Genomic DNA, 15,971 nt, shown 5'->3' on the forward strand with positions numbered 1-15,971 from the left:
GTGTTTTCTCAGAGTAATTTTAGAACTTCACCTCAAATTTTAAAACTTTCAGCGCATGAATCATAGGTTTCTAAGTATAGTTGGGCTGGTTGCGGCCATGACTTTTACAGGTGGTTGTGGCGTGTTCAAACCGCGGGGCACTGGCGAGGCAGGTGCAGAGAAGGTAATTGTAGGTAAAACAGCACCTGCTTTAGCTGATGCTTTACCAGCTTGGGCGCCTAAGAAGCATGCCTTCAACCCCTCGCGCACCCGCGAGCACGACCTGCTGCACACCACCCTGCGCGTCAGCTTCGACTGGGAGAAGCAGTATCTGCACGGCCTGGCCGAACTCACCCTGAAGCCATACTTCTATCCTCAGCGCCAGCTCACGCTCGATGCCAAGGGCATGGACATCCATAGTGTGCACCTGATGCAGGGCTTTGACGGGACCGCGCTGGAGTACAAGTATGACGGCCAGAAACTCACCATCGACCTGGGCAAGGAATACACCCGCGATGAAAAGTATAAACTGGAGATAGACTACACGGCCAAGCCGAACGAACTGGCCTCTGGCGGCTCCGATGCCATCACCGAAGATAAGGGACTATACTTTATCAACCCGCTGGGGGAGGAGCCGAACAAGCCGCAGCAGATCTGGACGCAGGGCGAAACGGAGGCCAGCTCCGCCTGGTTCCCGACCATCGATGCTCCGAACGAGCGCATGACCCAGGACATCTACATCAACATCGACCCAAAGTATACCACGCTCTCCAACGGCACCTTCGTTTACTCGCGCCAGAACGCCGACGGCACCAAGACCGACTACTGGAAGCAGGAGAAACCGCACGCGCCCTACCTGGCCATGCTGGCCATAGGCGAGTTTGCCGTGGTGGAGGATAAGTGGCGCGACCTGGAAGTGAATTACTATGTGGAGCCGGCGTATGAAAGCACCGCCAGAAAGGTGTTTGGCAACACCCCGGAAATGATGGAGTTCTTCTCGCAGAAGCTGGGTGTGGACTACCCCTGGGCCAAGTACGCGCAGGTGGTGGTGCGCGATTTCGTGTCCGGGGCGATGGAGAACACTTCGGCTTCTACCTTTATGGAGGACCTGCAGTTGAATGAGCGCGAAGTGCTGGACAAGAGCTGGGACGGCATCATTGCGCATGAGCTGTTCCACCAGTGGTTCGGCGACCTGGTTACGACGGAGTCCTGGGCCAACCTGCCGCTGAACGAGGCCTTCGCCAACTACTCGGAGTACCTGTGGGCGGAGCACAAGTATGGCGCGGACGAGGCCGCTTACCTGCACCTGGAGGAACTGGGGCAGTACCTGGATGAAGCCCAGACGAAGCGTGAGCCGCTCATCCGCTATCACTACAAAGACCGCGAGGACATGTTCGACAGCCACTCCTACGCCAAGGGCGGCCGCGTGCTGCACATGCTGCGCAAAATCGTAGGCGACGACGCCTGGTGGGCCTCCCTCAACTTATACTTAACGCGCAACAAGTATAGCGACGTGGAGGTGGCGGAGCTGCGCATGGCCTTTGAGGATGTGACGGGGCATGACCTGATGTGGTTTTTCGACCAATGGTTCATGAAGCCCGGGCACCCCGAGTTGCTCGTAACGCAACGCTACAACAAAGGCCAACTGCAGCTAAACGTGCAGCAGCTGCAGGATACCACCTATTCACCTGTATACCGCCTGCCCCTGCAGATAGCCATCTGGGCAGAGGGGAAAAAGCAGCTGCACCCGGTTGTGGTCGAGAAGGCGAACCAAACCTTCACGTTTGATGTAGCCGCGCAGCCGCAGCTGGTGCTGTTCGACGCGGAGCAGCAATTGCTGGGAACGGTGGAGCACGAGAAGACAGAGGAGGAGTTGCTATTCCAGTTCCGCCATGCCGGGCACCTGGCTCCAAAGCTGGACGCGCTGTCGGAGCTGCAGGAGCAGGTGAGCCGACCGCAGGTGCAAAGCATTTACAAGGAGGCGCTGAAGGACGATTACTGGGCAGTGCGCAGCACAGCGTTAAGTATATTGAGCAGGCTAAAAGAAGGGCAGGTGGCATCGCTGGAACCAACGATAAAGCAAATGGCGGTAAATGACGAGAAGGGTTCCGTGCGCGCCGAGGCCATACTTGCTCTGGCAGGATGGGGCGGAGGTAAGTATCAGGACCTGTTCCGGCAGGCCATGAACGACAGCTCCTACCAGGTTGCGGCAGCAGCCATACTTGGCTACGCTAGCACGGGCGCCGCCGATGCAAAGCAGCGGATGGCCCAGTTTGAGGACGAGAGCAACGAGGAAGTGGTGCTGGCCCTGGCCACCATCTATGCCGTGCAGGCAGGGCCGGAGAAGTATGACTGGTTCCTGCAGAAACTGAAATCTGCCAGTAGCGGGGAGTTATACTACCTCTTGCAGAGCTTCGGCGCCTACCTGGCCAGCAACAGCGAGACCAACACGCCGGAGGTGATCGCCATACTGGGCGGTATTGCCAAGGAGCATCGTCTCTACTACGTGCGGGCCGCTGCCTATCAGGCACTTATGGTGATGTCGGAGAACCCGGAGGTAGAGCGGCTGATGCAGGAAATTAAGGCCCAGGAGAAGGATGAGCGGCTTCTGCAGATGTATGAAATGTAGGCGGCAGGAAATTTTTTCGCATTTTTTTGCACGAATATTTGACTTGAAACAAAAAGGGCTTAATTTTGCATCTCCTTAGAACAAAGAACATGGCGAAGGCGATGGGTCGCTAAGGAAAAGTTCTGCTGATTTGATGTAGAATTAGCTTCGGGGAGATTCCAGAGCGGCCAAATGGGACGGACTGTAACTCCGTTGTCTTACGACTTCGCAGGTTCGAATCCTGCTCTCCCCACAGTTTGATTTAGAGTAATTGAATGAGTGAGTTAAGTGAAGTTTATTCACCCATTCAGAATTGTAAAGTAAGCGGGAGTAGCTCAGTTGGTAGAGCGATAGCCTTCCAAGCTATAGGCCGCGAGTTCGACCCTCGTCTCCCGCTCTTTAAAGTCAGAAATGCTTGCTACTAAAGAACTGGAGAAGGAAATTCATGCAGATGAGCTTCCTTTTTAGTGTAAATAGAGGTGTAGTTTTCTGGCGGATTTAAAAGCCGACGTAGCTCAGGGGTAGAGTACTTCCTTGGTAAGGAAGGGGTCGTGGGTTCAATTCCCATCGTTGGCTCACAGTCCGTTACGTGTATATTTAAAAGCGCGACATAAACTTAAACGTTTTAACCTTAATTTAATATCATACAATGGCTAAAGAAACATTTGACCGTTCCAAACCGCACGTAAATATCGGTACTATCGGTCACGTTGACCACGGCAAAACAACTTTGACAGCTGCAATTTCTACTGTACTGGCAAAGAAAGGCCTTGCTCAAATGCGTGACTTCTCTTCAATCGACAACGCTCCTGAAGAAAAAGAAAGAGGTATTACTATCAATACATCACACGTTGAGTACGCTACAGAAAACCGTCACTATGCTCACGTTGACTGCCCAGGTCACGCTGACTACGTGAAGAACATGGTTACTGGTGCTGCCCAGATGGACGGCGCTATCCTGGTAGTTGCTGCAACTGATGGCCCAATGCCACAAACGCGTGAGCACATCCTGCTTGCCCGTCAGGTAGGTGTTCCTCAGCTTGTAGTGTTCATGAACAAAGTAGACATGGTGGACGATCCGGAGCTTCTTGAGCTTGTTGAGATGGAAATCCGTGAGCTTCTTTCCTTCTATGACTTCGACGGCGATAACATTCCGGTGATCCAGGGTTCTGCTCTTGGTGGCCTGAACGGCGACGAGAAGTGGGTGAAGACAATCGAGGAGCTGATGGCTGCCGTTGACTCTTGGATTCCACTTCCAGAGCGTCTGGTTGACCTTCCATTCCTGATGCCTGTAGAGGACGTGTTTTCTATCACTGGTCGTGGTACAGTTGCAACTGGCCGTATCGAGCGTGGTGTAATCAACTCAGGTGAAGCAGTAGAGATACTGGGTATGGGTGCTGAGAACCTGAAGTCAGTAGTTACTGGTGTGGAGATGTTCCGTAAGATCCTTGACAGAGGTGAAGCTGGTGACAACGTAGGTCTGTTGCTGCGTGGTATTGAGAAAACCGATATCCGTCGTGGTATGGTAATCTGTAAGCCAGGTTCAGTGAAGCCTCACACGAAATTCAAGGCGGAGGTTTACGTACTTTCTAAAGAAGAAGGTGGTCGTCACACGCCATTCTTCAACAAGTACCGTCCACAGTTCTATTTCAGAACGACAGACGTTACTGGTGAGATCATGCTGCCAGAAGGTGTAGAAATGGTTATGCCAGGTGATAACATCACCATCGAGGTAAACCTGATCAACGCTGTAGCCATGGAGAAAGGTCTGCGCTTCGCTATCCGTGAGGGTGGTAGAACTGTAGGTGCCGGCCAGGTAACAGAGATCCTTAGCTAATACTATGTTTCAGACCCGATCTTGAAAGTTTTTCGAGATCGGGTTTGTTTTCATAAAACTTATGAATAAATTTGCACTCCAATTAAAATTGGCGTGCATTTTTTTACGGGTGTAGCTCAATTGGTAGAGTAGTGGTCTCCAAAACCATTGGCTGGGAGTTCGAGTCTCTCCACCCGTGCAATTATTTTCACTATCTGGTAAGCGAAGCGATGAGCAATATTAGAACTTATATTAACGACACTGTAGAGGAGATGAAGAACAAGGTCTCCTGGCCTTCTTATGCAGAGTTGCAGAACAGCTCCGTGCTGGTGTTAATAGGTTCCTTGATTTTCGCTTTGGTTGTTGGCGCTATGGACTTTGGGTTCGATACCGTGCTGACTTGGTTTTACAACCAGTTTTAAATTAGAGATACATGACTGATTTAAAGTGGTATGTAGTGCGCGCCGTTAGTGGCCAGGAGAAAAAAGCAAAAGCTTACCTGGAGAACGAAATCATGCGCCACAATCTCGGGGAGTACGTCCCGCAGGTGCTTATCCCTGCTGAGAAAGTATACGAGATGCGTGGCGGGAAGAAAAGGATCAGAGAGCGTAGCTTCTTTCCAGGGTATGTATTAGTTCATGCAGATCTATCACATGGAGAAGCAGAGCATATCATTATCAGTACACCAGGAGTCATAGGGTTTCTGGGGACAGATGAGAAGGGCTCACCTAGCAAGAAGCCGGTTCCATTGCGTCAATCGGAGGTGAACAGGATACTGGGCACTGTGGATGAGGCAGAAGAGCAGGCAGAAGTGTTGGACACGCCTTTTGTAGTGGGAGAGATCGTGAAGGTAATGGACGGTCCGTTCAGCGGTTTTTCCGGTACAGTGGAGGAAGTGTTTGAAGAGCGTAAGAAGCTTAACGTGATGGTGAAAATTTTCGGAAGAAACACACCGGTTGAGCTGAACTACATGCAAGTAGAAAAAGAATCGTAGTAAATACATAGAATGGCAAAGGAAATAAAAGGTTACCTGAAACTTCAGGTAAAGGGAGGTGCCGCGAACCCATCGCCACCGATTGGACCTGCACTTGGCTCTAAAGGCCTTAACATCATGGAGTTCTGCAAGCAGTTCAACGCCAGAACACAGGATAAGCCCGGGCAAGTGTTACCAGTGTTGATTACAATATATGCAGATAAGTCTTTCGACTTCGTTATTAAGACGCCCCCTGCTCCGGTATTGTTAATGGATGCTGCTAAGATTAAGGGTGGTTCGAAAGAGCCAAACCGTAACAAGGTGGGTTCAGTTACATGGGATCAGGTTCGTGAGATAGCGGAACTGAAGATGCCTGACTTGAACGCTTTCGAACTGGACTCAGCTATGAAAATGGTTGCCGGTACAGCAAGAAGCATGGGCATCACAGTTTCTGGTACAGCTCCGTGGAACGCTTAATAACAGTTAAAGGATAATGGCGAAGATTTCAAAAAATAGAAAAGCGGCTTTAGCCAAAGCCGATCTAGCAAAAGAGTATTCTTTAACAGATGCCGCTTCAGTTGTAAAGGACATTACCTTCACAAAATTTGATGCCTCTGTTGATATTGATGTACGTTTGGGCGTAGATCCACGCAAGGCCGATCAAATGGTTCGTGGAATCGTAACGCTCCCGCACGGAACTGGTAAAGAAATAAAGGTACTTGCGTTAGTTACCCCTGACAAAGAGCAGGAGGCAAAAGACGCCGGCGCTGACTACGTTGGCCTTGATGACTATATCCAGAAGATCGAGAAAGGCTGGACAGATGTTGATGTGATCATCACCATGCCTGCCGTAATGGCCAAAGTTGGTCGTCTGGGAAGAATTCTGGGTCCTCGTAACCTGATGCCAAACCCTAAGTCGGGTACAGTAACTCAGGATGTAGCTAAAGCTGTGAGAGAGGTGAAAGCCGGTAAGATCGACTTTAAGGTTGATAAATTCGGTATCATCCACACGAGTGTTGGTAAAGTTTCCTTCTCTGCAGAGCAGCTTGCTGCCAACGCACACGAGGTAATTCAGACACTTAACCGTCTGAAGCCTTCTTCCGCTAAAGGTACTTACATCAGGAGCATCACATTGTCCAGTACAATGAGCCCGGCCGTAATCGTTGACAAGAACGCAACTATCTAAGAACATGACCAGGGAAGAAAAAGAGATAATTGTTAAAGACCTGAGCGAGAAGTTAGCTAATACAAACTACTTCTATATTACTGATGCCTCTACTATGAGCGTAGCTGGTATCAACGCGTTCAGAAGAATGGCATTCGATCGTGGTATCGAATACAAAGTGTACAAAAATACACTTATTAAGAAAGCGCTAGATACTTTAGAAGCTGATACTTCTGCGCTTGATGATGTTTTAAAGGGCGCTTCCGGTATCCTGTTCTCAAAAGAGTCAGGCAATGCACCAGCGAAACTGATTCAGGATTTCAGAAAAAAAGGCAATCCGCTACCTCTCCTGAAAGGAGCTTTTATCGACAGCGGGATCTTCGTTGGCGATGAGCAACTGAAGACCCTCACGGAGATTAAGTCTAAGGACGAGCTGATTGGCGAGATCATCGGTCTTCTTCAGTCGCCTGCTAAGAATGTGGTTTCCGCACTTCAGAGCAGCGGCGGTAAGCTAGCGGGCATCTTGAAAACATTATCAGAAAAAGAATAATTTAAAAAAACGTAATCAATAAGTAACTTTTAATTTCTATAAAAATGGCAGATTTGAAAGCATTCGCTGAGCAGTTAGTAAACTTGACTGTTAAAGAAGTTAACGAACTAGCTACTATCCTTAAGGATGAGTATGGCATTGAGCCTGCTGCTGCTGCTCCAGTGATGGTTGCTGGTGGTGGTGCTGCTGAAGGAGGAGCTGCTGCAGAAGAGAAAACTTCTTTTGACGTAATCCTGAAGGCAGCTGGTGCTCAGAAACTAGCAGTAGTTAAGCTTGTAAAAGAACTGACTGGTCTTGGTCTGAAAGAGGCTAAAGAATTAGTTGACAGCGCCCCTAAAGCACTGAAAGAAGGTGTTGACAAGAACGAAGCTGAATCACTGAAGAAATCTTTGGAAGAAGCTGGTGCTGAAGTGGAGGTAAAATAATCCCGCTTTATCAACATACCGAAAACAGGTAGACCTGGCATATTCGTCAGGTCTTTTCCTGTTTGTATACAGATTCAAATTAATTGGATCTTTTTTTTGCCCACAGCTGTTTTGGACTCTGTGTGCTTGTAAATGATTATAAACGTAAAATTCCAAAGCTTTGGCTAAGAATAAAACGACAGATAGAATCAATTTTGCCTCTATAAAGTCGGTGATTGACTACCCTGACTTTCTGGATGTTCAGGTGCAGTCATTCCAGGACTTCTTTCAGCTGGAGACACCGGCCGAGAATAGAGCGCAGGAAGGATTGTTCAAGGTGTTCGCCGAGAACTTTCCTATCTCAGATTCACGCGAGAACTTCGTACTGGAGTTTATCGACTATCATATAGATCCTCCAAAATACTCTGTGGATGAAAGCATCGACAGGGGCCTTACCTACTCTGTTCCGTTAAAAGCAAAGCTTCGCCTGATCTGCAACGATGAGGATAACGAGGATTTTGAGACGATTGAACAGGAGGTGTTCCTGGGCAACATTCCATACATGACCGAAAAAGGCTCCTTTGTGATCAATGGGGCTGAACGTGTTATTGTATCGCAGTTGCACCGCTCCCCGGGCGTGTTCTTTGCACAAAGCAAGCATACTAACGGAACAAAGCTTTATTCCGCCAGAATCATACCTTTCAAAGGCTCTTGGGTAGAATTCGCGACAGACGTGAATAACGTGATGTACGCGTATATCGACCGTAAGAAGAAGTTCCCGGTAACGACGCTGCTACGCGCCATCGGCTACGGTACAGACAAAGACATCCTTGACCTGTTTGGGCTGTCTGAGGAGGTGCCGGCAGATAAGAGCACATTGAAGAACTCCATCGGACGCCGACTGGCTGCCCGTGTTCTGCGCACATGGACAGAGGACTTCGTGGATGAGGATACAGGAGAGGTAGTTTCTATCGATCGTAACGAAGTACTTCTGGAGCGCGACTCTGAGATCAGTCCGGACGATATTGATGTTATACTTAACTCAGGGGTGCAGTCCATTATCCTGCACCGCGAGAACGTGAACATCGCTGATTACGCTATTATCTACAACACGCTTCAGAAGGATAACTCTAACTCTGAGAAAGAAGCCGTAGAGCAGATTTACCGCCAGCTTCGTAACACAGAGGCTCCGGATGAGGAAACGGCACGTGATATTATCCAGAAGCTGTTCTTCTCCGATAAGCGTTATGACCTGGGTGAAGTAGGCCGCTACAGAATTAACAAGAAGCTTGGTCTGGACAGCAACTGGGATGCCAAGGTTCTGACAAATGAGGATATCGTTCTGATCGTGAAATACCTGATCGGTCTGATCAACTCCAGAGCTGTAGTGGATGATATCGACCACTTGAGTAACCGCCGTGTAAGAACGGTAGGCGAGCAGCTGTATGCACAGTTCGGCGTTGGTCTGGCACGTATGGCCCGTACCATCAAGGAGCGTATGAACGTGCGTGATAACGAGGACTTCAAACCGGTTGACCTGATCAACGCGCGTACGCTGTCTTCGGTGATCAACTCGTTCTTTGGCACCAACCAGCTGTCTCAGTTCATGGACCAGACGAACCCGCTGGCCGAAGTGACGCACAAACGCCGTGTTTCTGCGCTGGGACCAGGCGGTCTTTCCAGAGAGCGGGCAGGCTTTGAGGTTCGTGACGTACACTACACGCACTATGGACGCCTTTGTACAATCGAGACACCAGAGGGACCAAACATCGGCCTGATCTCTTCGCTGTGTGTACACGCACGCGTGAACCACATGGGCTTTATAGAAACACCATACCGTAAGGTGGTGGAAGGAAAAGTACAGGTGGACGGTACAGTGGAGTACCTGACAGCTGAGGAAGAGGATACACACCACATTGCCCAGGCAAATGCGCTGATCGACGATGAAGGCAACTTCATCAATGAAAGAGTGAAAGGTAGATTTGAGGGTGACTTCCCTGTAGAAGAACCGTCCACTTATACTTATATGGACATTGCTCCGAACCAGATCGTATCGGTGGCAGCCTCGCTTATCCCGTTCCTGGAGCATGACGACGCTAACCGTGCCCTGATGGGTTCGAACATGCAGCGCCAGGCGGTGCCACTTCTGAAGCCGGAAGCCCCGATTGTGGGTACCGGACTGGAGAGAAGAGCCGCTATCGACTCAAGAGCACTGGTGATTGCAGAAGGAGAAGGCGTGATCGATTCTGTGGATGCGAACAGGATCATTGTAAAGTATGATCTGACAGAAGAGGAGAAGCTTGTTTCTTTTGATGCCGAATATGTAACCTATAAACTGGTTAAATTCAGAAGAACGAACCAGGATACCTGCATCAACCTGACGCCGCTTGTTAAGAAAGGCCAGCGCGTAACCAAGGGAGAGCCACTTTGCGAAGGCTATGCTACCAACGAAGGGGAGCTGGCAATCGGTAGAAACATGCAGGTGGCGTTCATGCCTTGGCAAGGGTATAACTTCGAGGATGCCATCGTGATCTCTGAGCGCGTGGTGCGTGATGACATCTTCACGTCCATCCACATCGAGGAATTTGAGCTGGAGGTACGTGAGACGAAGCGTGGCGAGGAAGAACTGACGTCGGAGATTCCGAACGTGAGCGAAGAGGCTGTTCGTAACCTGGATGAAAACGGGATTATCCGCATTGGTGCAGAGGTTCGTGAGGGAGACATCCTGATCGGAAAGATCACACCGAAAGGAGAGACAGACCCGACTCCGGAGGAGAAACTGCTTCGTGCGATCTTCGGGGATAAAGCCGGCGATGTGAAGGATGCCTCGCTGAAGGCGCCGCCATCACTGAACGGTGTCGTAATAGAGACCAAGTTGTTCTCTCGTCCGAAGAAAGACAAGAACCTGCGCGCCAAGTCCAAGAAAGAGGTAGAAGAGCTGAAGGTAAAGTATGCCAAGGAGCTGATCGTTATCAAGAACGTGATGGTGGACAAGCTGGTGGCTTTACTGGAAGGCAAGACCTCGCAGGGTATCCGCCACAAGTTTGGCGACGAAATACTGAGCAAAGGCGTAAAGTTCTCCCGCAAGAACATCACAGAAGCGTTGTTCCCGGAGAAGAACCCTTACAAGGACGAAAGCAACTACGCTGTTCCGGAAGAGGTGAACATGTTCAAAGACCTGATCCTGGAAAACTGGAGCGCAGACGAGAAGGTGAACAGCATGCTGGTGGAGCTGGTGAAGAACTATAACAAGCGCCGCAACATCGTTTCAGCACACTTCAAGCGCGAGCGTTTCACGCTGGAGGTGGGAGACGAACTACCAGCAGGCATTGTGCAGCTTGCCAAAGTATACATCGCCAAGAAGCGTAAGCTGAAGGTGGGTGATAAGATGGCCGGACGCCACGGTAACAAGGGTATTGTAGCCCGTATCGTGCGCGACGAGGACATGCCGTTCCTGGAAGATGGAACGCCAATGGACATCGTGCTAAACCCACTGGGCGTACCTTCCAGGATGAACATCGGTCAGATCTACGAGACGGTGCTTGGATGGGCAGGACTGAAGTTGGGCCGCAAGTATGCAACGCCAATCTTCGATGGCGCCACGGAAGATCAGGTGTCCGCAGAATTGGCGGAGGCCGGCCTGCCAAAGTTCGGTAGAACATACCTGTACGACGGCTTATCAGGCGACAGGTTCGACCAGCCAGTAACAGTAGGCGTGATTTACATGCTGAAGCTGGGTCACCTGGTGGATGATAAGATGCACGCCCGTTCTATCGGACCATACTCATTGATCACGCAGCAGCCACTGGGCGGTAAAGCCCAGTTCGGTGGACAGCGTTTCGGTGAGATGGAGGTGTGGGCACTGGAGGCCTTCGGTGCTTCAAACGTGCTGCAAGAGATACTTACAGTGAAGTCAGACGACGTGATAGGCCGTGCAAAAGCCTACGAGGCTATTGTAAAAGGCGACGTGCTGCCAAAGCCAAATATACCGGAATCATTCAACGTACTGATTCACGAGTTAAGAGGCCTGGCTCTGGAGATAACACTGGAGTAGTAAAGTATAAAGCAAAGCGCTGCGGCATTAGCCAAAGCGCTTTGCATACTTATACTGATTAAGCTGTAAGGCATATTCATTGTATCGACATTATTCTAATAATATGGCATTTGCGAAAAACAAAAAGCTATCTCAGGACTTCTCGAAAGTAACCATCAGCTTGGCTTCACCGGAGTCAATCCTGGAGCGTTCCAACGGGGAGGTGGTAAAACCTGAGACCATAAACTATAGAACCTACAAGCCTGAGATGGGCGGCCTGTTCTGCGAAAGAATATTCGGCCCCGTAAAGGACTGGGAATGCCACTGCGGAAAGTATAAAAGAATCAGATACAAGGGCATCATCTGCGACCGTTGCGGCGTGGAGGTGACTGAGAAAAAAGTGCGCCGCGAGCGTATGGGCCACATCGAACTGGTGGTTCCGGTAGCGCACATCTGGTACTTCAAATCCCTTCCGAACAAAATTGGATATCTGTTAGGCTTACCTACAAAGAAGCTTGACCAGATCATCTACTATGAAAGATATGTAGTTATCCAGCCAGGTATACTTGCAGAAGACGGCGTGAATACGCTGGACTTCCTGACTGAGGATGAGTACCTGGACATGGTGGATAAACTGCCGCGCGAGAACCAGATTCTGGATAACAACGATCCGAACAAGTTCATCGCGAAAATGGGTGCTGAAGCATTACAAATGCTGTTGGAGCGCACGAACCTCGATGACTTGTCATACGAACTTCGTCATGCTGCCGCACATGAAACTTCGCAGCAGCGTAAAGCTGAGGCGTTGAAGCGCCTGCGCGTAGTAGAGGCGTTCCGTGACGCTGCTACCAGAATCGAAAATAGACCAGAGTGGATGATCATCCGCATGGTTCCTGTTATTCCGCCAGAGCTTCGTCCACTTGTTCCGTTAGATGGTGGTCGTTTTGCTACTTCTGACTTGAACGACTTGTACCGTCGTGTTATTATCCGTAACAACCGTCTGAAGCGTCTGATCGAGATCAAAGCTCCTGAAGTAATTCTCCGTAATGAGAAGCGTATGCTGCAGGAAGCGGTAGACTCTCTGTTCGACAACTCACGTAAAGTGAACGCTGTTCGTGCAGAAGGTAACCGTGCGCTGAAGTCACTTTCCGATATGCTGAAAGGCAAGCAGGGACGTTTCCGTCAGAACTTACTTGGTAAGCGTGTGGACTACTCCGGCCGTTCGGTAATTGTGGTTGGTCCTGAACTGAAGCTGCACGAGTGCGGTCTGCCAAAGAACATGGCAGCGGAACTTTTCAAGCCGTTCATCATCCGCAAGCTGATCGAAAGAGGTATCGTGAAGACGGTAAAGTCAGCCAAGAAAATAGTAGATCGTAAGGACCCTGTTGTTTGGGATATCCTGGAGAACGTGCTGAAAGGCCATCCAGTGCTCCTTAACCGTGCCCCTACGCTCCACAGACTTGGTATCCAGGCCTTCCAGCCAAAACTGATCGAAGGTAAGGCGATCCAGCTGCACCCACTGGTGTGTACGGCCTTTAACGCCGACTTTGACGGTGACCAGATGGCGGTGCACGTTCCACTAGGGCCTGCTGCTGTACTGGAAGCCTCTATGCTGATGCTTGCCTCACACAACATCCTGAACCCTGCGAACGGCGCCCCAATTGCAGTGCCTTCTCAGGACATGGTACTAGGTTTATACTATGTAACCAAAGGAAAGCGTAGCACAGAGAATGAGAACATTGCTGGCGAAGGGATGAGCTTTTACTCTGCGGAGGAAGTGATCATTGCCATCAACGAAGGAAGAATATCGAAGCACGCCTACATCAAGGTGAGAACCACGGTGAGGAACGAGAAAGGCGAACTGGAGTTCAAATTGATTGAGACAGTTGCCGGACGCGTAATCTTTAACCAGTTCGTGCCTGAACAGGTGGGCTACCTGGATGAGCTTCTGACAAAGAAAAAACTGCAGCAGGTAATTTCCAGAGTATTCAAAGAAACAGGTATGGCACGTACCGCTCAGTTCCTGGATGATATCAAGACGCTTGGATTCCAGTCTGCCTACAAAGGCGGTCTGTCAATGGGACTGGGTGATATTAACATCCCGGCTGAGAAAGAGATTCTTGTTGAGCAGGCTAAAAAAGATGTAGATGCTGTATGGCAGAACTACTCTATGGGTCTGATCACAGATAATGAGCGTTACAACCAGGTAATTGATATCTGGACGCGTATCAACAACCAGATTACTGAAACGTTGATGCGGCGTCTGGAAAATGAAGATCAGGGCTTTAACTCAATCTTCATGATGATGCACTCCGGAGCCCGTGGTTCAAGAGAGCAGATTCGTCAGTTAGGTGGTATGCGAGGTCTGATGGCGAAGCCTCAGAAGTCTCTTCAAGGTTCAGTAGGTGAAATTATCGAAAACCCGATCCTTTCTAACTTTAAGGAAGGTCTGGATGTAATCGAGTACTTCATCTCCACACACGGTGCCCGTAAAGGTCTAGCCGATACGGCCCTTAAGACGGCGGATGCTGGTTACCTGACCCGTCGTCTGGTAGACGTGTCGCAGGACGTGATTGTGAACGAGGAAGACTGCGGTACACTGCGCGGCCTGGAAGTGAGCGCCCTGAAGGACAACGAAGATATCGTGGAATCACTGTCCGAACGTATCCTTGGGCGAGTGGCTGTACACGATGTGTATGACCCGATCACAAATGAATTGATCGTTGAGTCTGGTGCCGAGATAACAGAGGATGTTGCCCGAAATATTGAGAACACGGCAATCGAGGCTGTGGAAATACGCTCTGTGCTGACATGCGAGTCTAAGCGCGGTATCTGCGCCAAGTGCTACGGCCGTAACCTGGCGACAGGTTTTATGGTGCAGAAAGGCGAGGCTGTTGGTGTAATTGCCGCACAGTCTATCGGTGAGCCTGGTACACAGCTGACACTCCGCACATTCCACGTAGGTGGTACGGCTTCAAACATTGCAGTAGAGGCAACTATCATGGCCAAGTTCGGCGGTAAGGTCGAGTTTGAAGATATCCGCTCACTGGATACGGTGAATAACGAAGGGGAGCCGGTAAAAGTAGTGATGGGACGTTCAGGCGAGGTAAAAGTCGTAGATCCCAACACTGGCAAGCTGTTGATCAGCAACCACGTGCCTTATGGCTCCTTCCTGCATGTAAATGAAGGACAGGTTGTGGAGAAGGGAACAGTGCTGTGTAACTGGGATCCATATAACGCAGTTATACTTTCAGAGTTTGACGGTGAGATTACTTACGAGTCGATCATTGAAGGTGTAACCTACCGTGAGGAGTCTGATGAGCAGACAGGTTACCGGGAGAAAGTGATTGTCGATACAAAAGACAAGACACAGAACCCTGCCATTGTGGTTAATCCGAAAAATGGCGAGCCAAAAGGATATAACATTCCGGTGGGAGCTCACTTAACGGTTGAAAATGGTGAGAAGATCAAAGCCGGTCAGATTCTGGTTAAGATCCCGCGTGCTATCGGTAAAACAAGAGACATCACAGGTGGTCTGCCACGCGTGACAGAGTTGTTCGAGGCACGTAACCCTTCCAACCCAGCGGTGGTGTCTGAGATAGACGGTGTGGTGACTTATGGCAGCGTGAAGCGAGGTAACCGTGAAATCTATATTGAGTCCAAGGACGGTGTGAAGAAGAAGTACATGGTGCCACTCTCTAAGCACATCCTGGTGCAGGATAACGACTTCATACGGGCAGGTATGCCATTGTCTGACGGTGCTATTACGCCAACAGACATCCTGAATATCCAGGGGCCAGGCGCCGTACAGGAGTACCTGGTGAATGAGATACAGGAAGTATACCGCTTGCAGGGTGTGAAGATCAACGACAAGCACATTGAGGTGGTAGTTCGCCAGATGATGCAGAAGGTCGTTGTTGTTGACCCAGGCGATACAAGTTTCCTGGAGCATCAGACCGTGGATAAGATTACCTTCATGGAGGAGAACGATCACATCATCGACATGAAAGTGGTAGAGGATGCCGGTGACTCCGCCAACCTGAAGCCAGGCCAGATCGTGACGCCGCGCAGGCTGCGTGACGAGAACTCAAGCCTGAAGCGCCGCGACATGAGACTGGTGACAGTGCGTGATGCACAACCATCTGTTTCACGTCCAACACTGCAGGGTATTACGCAGGCCTCTTTGGGTACGCAAAGCTTTATCTCTGCAGCCTCGTTCCAGGAAACTACTAAAGTACTGAGCGAAGCAGCGATCAAAGGTAAGGCGGACGAACTGCTTGGACTAAAGGAGAACGTAATCGTTGGCCACCTGATTCCGGCTGGAACTGGTCTGAGAGAATACCAAAACCTGATAGTGGGAAGCAAGGAGGAGTATGAGGCGCTTGTTGAGTCGAAAAAGACATCGGCGAAGCCAAGGCAGCAGGAACTACAAAACAAGTAAGT

General features: G+C 50.0%; 10 protein-coding genes and 4 tRNA genes. All 14 read left to right on the forward strand.

Annotation, left to right across the window (positions count from 1 at the left end; translation table 11 throughout):
• Positions 1-55 precede the first annotated feature (55 nt).
• The 14 genes from A3841_RS16085 to rpoC all read left to right on the forward strand — a co-directional run bounded on the left by A3841_RS16085 (position 56) and on the right by rpoC (position 15,969).
• Entirely contained in the window at positions 56-2,608 is a 2,553-nt protein-coding gene (locus tag A3841_RS16085; protein WP_073853765.1) for a M1 family aminopeptidase, read from the forward strand.
• Positions 2,609-2,757: 149 nt separating this feature from the next.
• Positions 2,758-2,840: transfer RNA gene (locus A3841_RS16090), tRNA-Tyr, on the forward strand.
• A 71-nt stretch (positions 2,841-2,911) separates the two neighbouring features.
• Positions 2,912-2,984: transfer RNA gene (locus A3841_RS16095), tRNA-Gly, on the forward strand.
• 107 nt (positions 2,985-3,091) lie between these two features.
• A tRNA-Thr gene (locus A3841_RS16100) sits at positions 3,092-3,163 on the forward strand.
• Positions 3,164-3,236: 73 nt separating this feature from the next.
• Positions 3,237-4,424 carry an elongation factor Tu gene (tuf, locus tag A3841_RS16105; RefSeq protein WP_073853767.1) on the forward strand — a complete coding sequence of 396 codons (1,188 nt, stop codon included), beginning with the start codon at positions 3,237-3,239 and terminating at the stop codon, positions 4,422-4,424.
• 105 nt (positions 4,425-4,529) lie between these two features.
• Positions 4,530-4,602 (forward strand) — tRNA-Trp (locus A3841_RS16110).
• Between the two features lie 31 nt (positions 4,603-4,633).
• A complete protein-coding gene (gene secE / locus A3841_RS16115) occupies positions 4,634-4,825 on the forward strand; it encodes a preprotein translocase subunit SecE (protein WP_073853769.1) in 192 nt (63 codons plus the stop codon).
• A gap of 11 nt (positions 4,826-4,836) precedes the next feature.
• On the forward strand, positions 4,837-5,397 hold the full coding sequence (gene nusG, locus A3841_RS16120) for a transcription termination/antitermination protein NusG (RefSeq protein ID WP_073853771.1): 561 nt from the start codon (positions 4,837-4,839) through the stop codon (positions 5,395-5,397).
• Between the two features lie 12 nt (positions 5,398-5,409).
• The gene (rplK, locus tag A3841_RS16125) at positions 5,410-5,853 is read left to right on the forward strand and encodes a 50S ribosomal protein L11 (RefSeq protein ID WP_073853773.1); all 444 of its coding nucleotides are present in this window, start codon (positions 5,410-5,412) and stop codon (positions 5,851-5,853) included.
• A 16-nt stretch (positions 5,854-5,869) separates the two neighbouring features.
• Positions 5,870-6,562, forward strand: coding sequence for a 50S ribosomal protein L1 (gene rplA, locus A3841_RS16130; RefSeq protein ID WP_073853775.1), 693 nt, complete (start codon positions 5,870-5,872; stop codon positions 6,560-6,562).
• Positions 6,563-6,566: 4 nt separating this feature from the next.
• A complete protein-coding gene (gene rplJ, locus A3841_RS16135) occupies positions 6,567-7,091 on the forward strand; it encodes a 50S ribosomal protein L10 (protein ID WP_073853777.1) in 525 nt (174 codons plus the stop codon).
• Between the two features lie 44 nt (positions 7,092-7,135).
• Positions 7,136-7,516: a 50S ribosomal protein L7/L12 gene (rplL, locus tag A3841_RS16140; RefSeq protein WP_073853779.1), complete on the forward strand. Its 381-nt coding sequence runs from the start codon at positions 7,136-7,138 to the stop codon at positions 7,514-7,516.
• Between the two features lie 160 nt (positions 7,517-7,676).
• Positions 7,677-11,549, forward strand: a complete 3,873-nt coding sequence (gene rpoB, locus A3841_RS16145; RefSeq protein ID WP_073853781.1) for a DNA-directed RNA polymerase subunit beta — start codon at positions 7,677-7,679, stop codon at positions 11,547-11,549.
• A 103-nt stretch (positions 11,550-11,652) separates the two neighbouring features.
• On the forward strand, positions 11,653-15,969 hold the full coding sequence (gene rpoC / locus A3841_RS16150) for a DNA-directed RNA polymerase subunit beta' (RefSeq protein ID WP_073853783.1): 4,317 nt from the start codon (positions 11,653-11,655) through the stop codon (positions 15,967-15,969).
• Positions 15,970-15,971 lie beyond the last annotated feature (2 nt).

The organism is Pontibacter flavimaris (assembly GCF_001907195.1).
In the GTDB taxonomy this organism is placed as follows: Bacteria; Bacteroidota; Bacteroidia; order Cytophagales; family Hymenobacteraceae; genus Pontibacter; species Pontibacter flavimaris.

Excerpts from the sequence above, each read along its gene's own strand:
- A3841_RS16085 (WP_073853765.1), top strand. The coding sequence starts at position 56 with ATGAATCATAGGTTTCTAAGTATAGTTGGGCTGGTTGCGGCCATGACT.
- tuf (WP_073853767.1), top strand. The coding sequence starts at position 3,237 with ATGGCTAAAGAAACATTTGACCGTTCCAAACCGCACGTAAATATCGGT.
- secE (WP_073853769.1), top strand. The coding sequence starts at position 4,634 with ATGAGCAATATTAGAACTTATATTAACGACACTGTAGAGGAGATGAAG.
- nusG (WP_073853771.1), top strand. The coding sequence starts at position 4,837 with ATGACTGATTTAAAGTGGTATGTAGTGCGCGCCGTTAGTGGCCAGGAG.
- rplK (WP_073853773.1), top strand. The coding sequence starts at position 5,410 with ATGGCAAAGGAAATAAAAGGTTACCTGAAACTTCAGGTAAAGGGAGGT.
- rplA (WP_073853775.1), top strand. The coding sequence starts at position 5,870 with ATGGCGAAGATTTCAAAAAATAGAAAAGCGGCTTTAGCCAAAGCCGAT.
- rplJ (WP_073853777.1), top strand. The coding sequence starts at position 6,567 with ATGACCAGGGAAGAAAAAGAGATAATTGTTAAAGACCTGAGCGAGAAG.
- rplL (WP_073853779.1), top strand. The coding sequence starts at position 7,136 with ATGGCAGATTTGAAAGCATTCGCTGAGCAGTTAGTAAACTTGACTGTT.
- rpoC (WP_073853783.1), top strand. The coding sequence starts at position 11,653 with ATGGCATTTGCGAAAAACAAAAAGCTATCTCAGGACTTCTCGAAAGTA.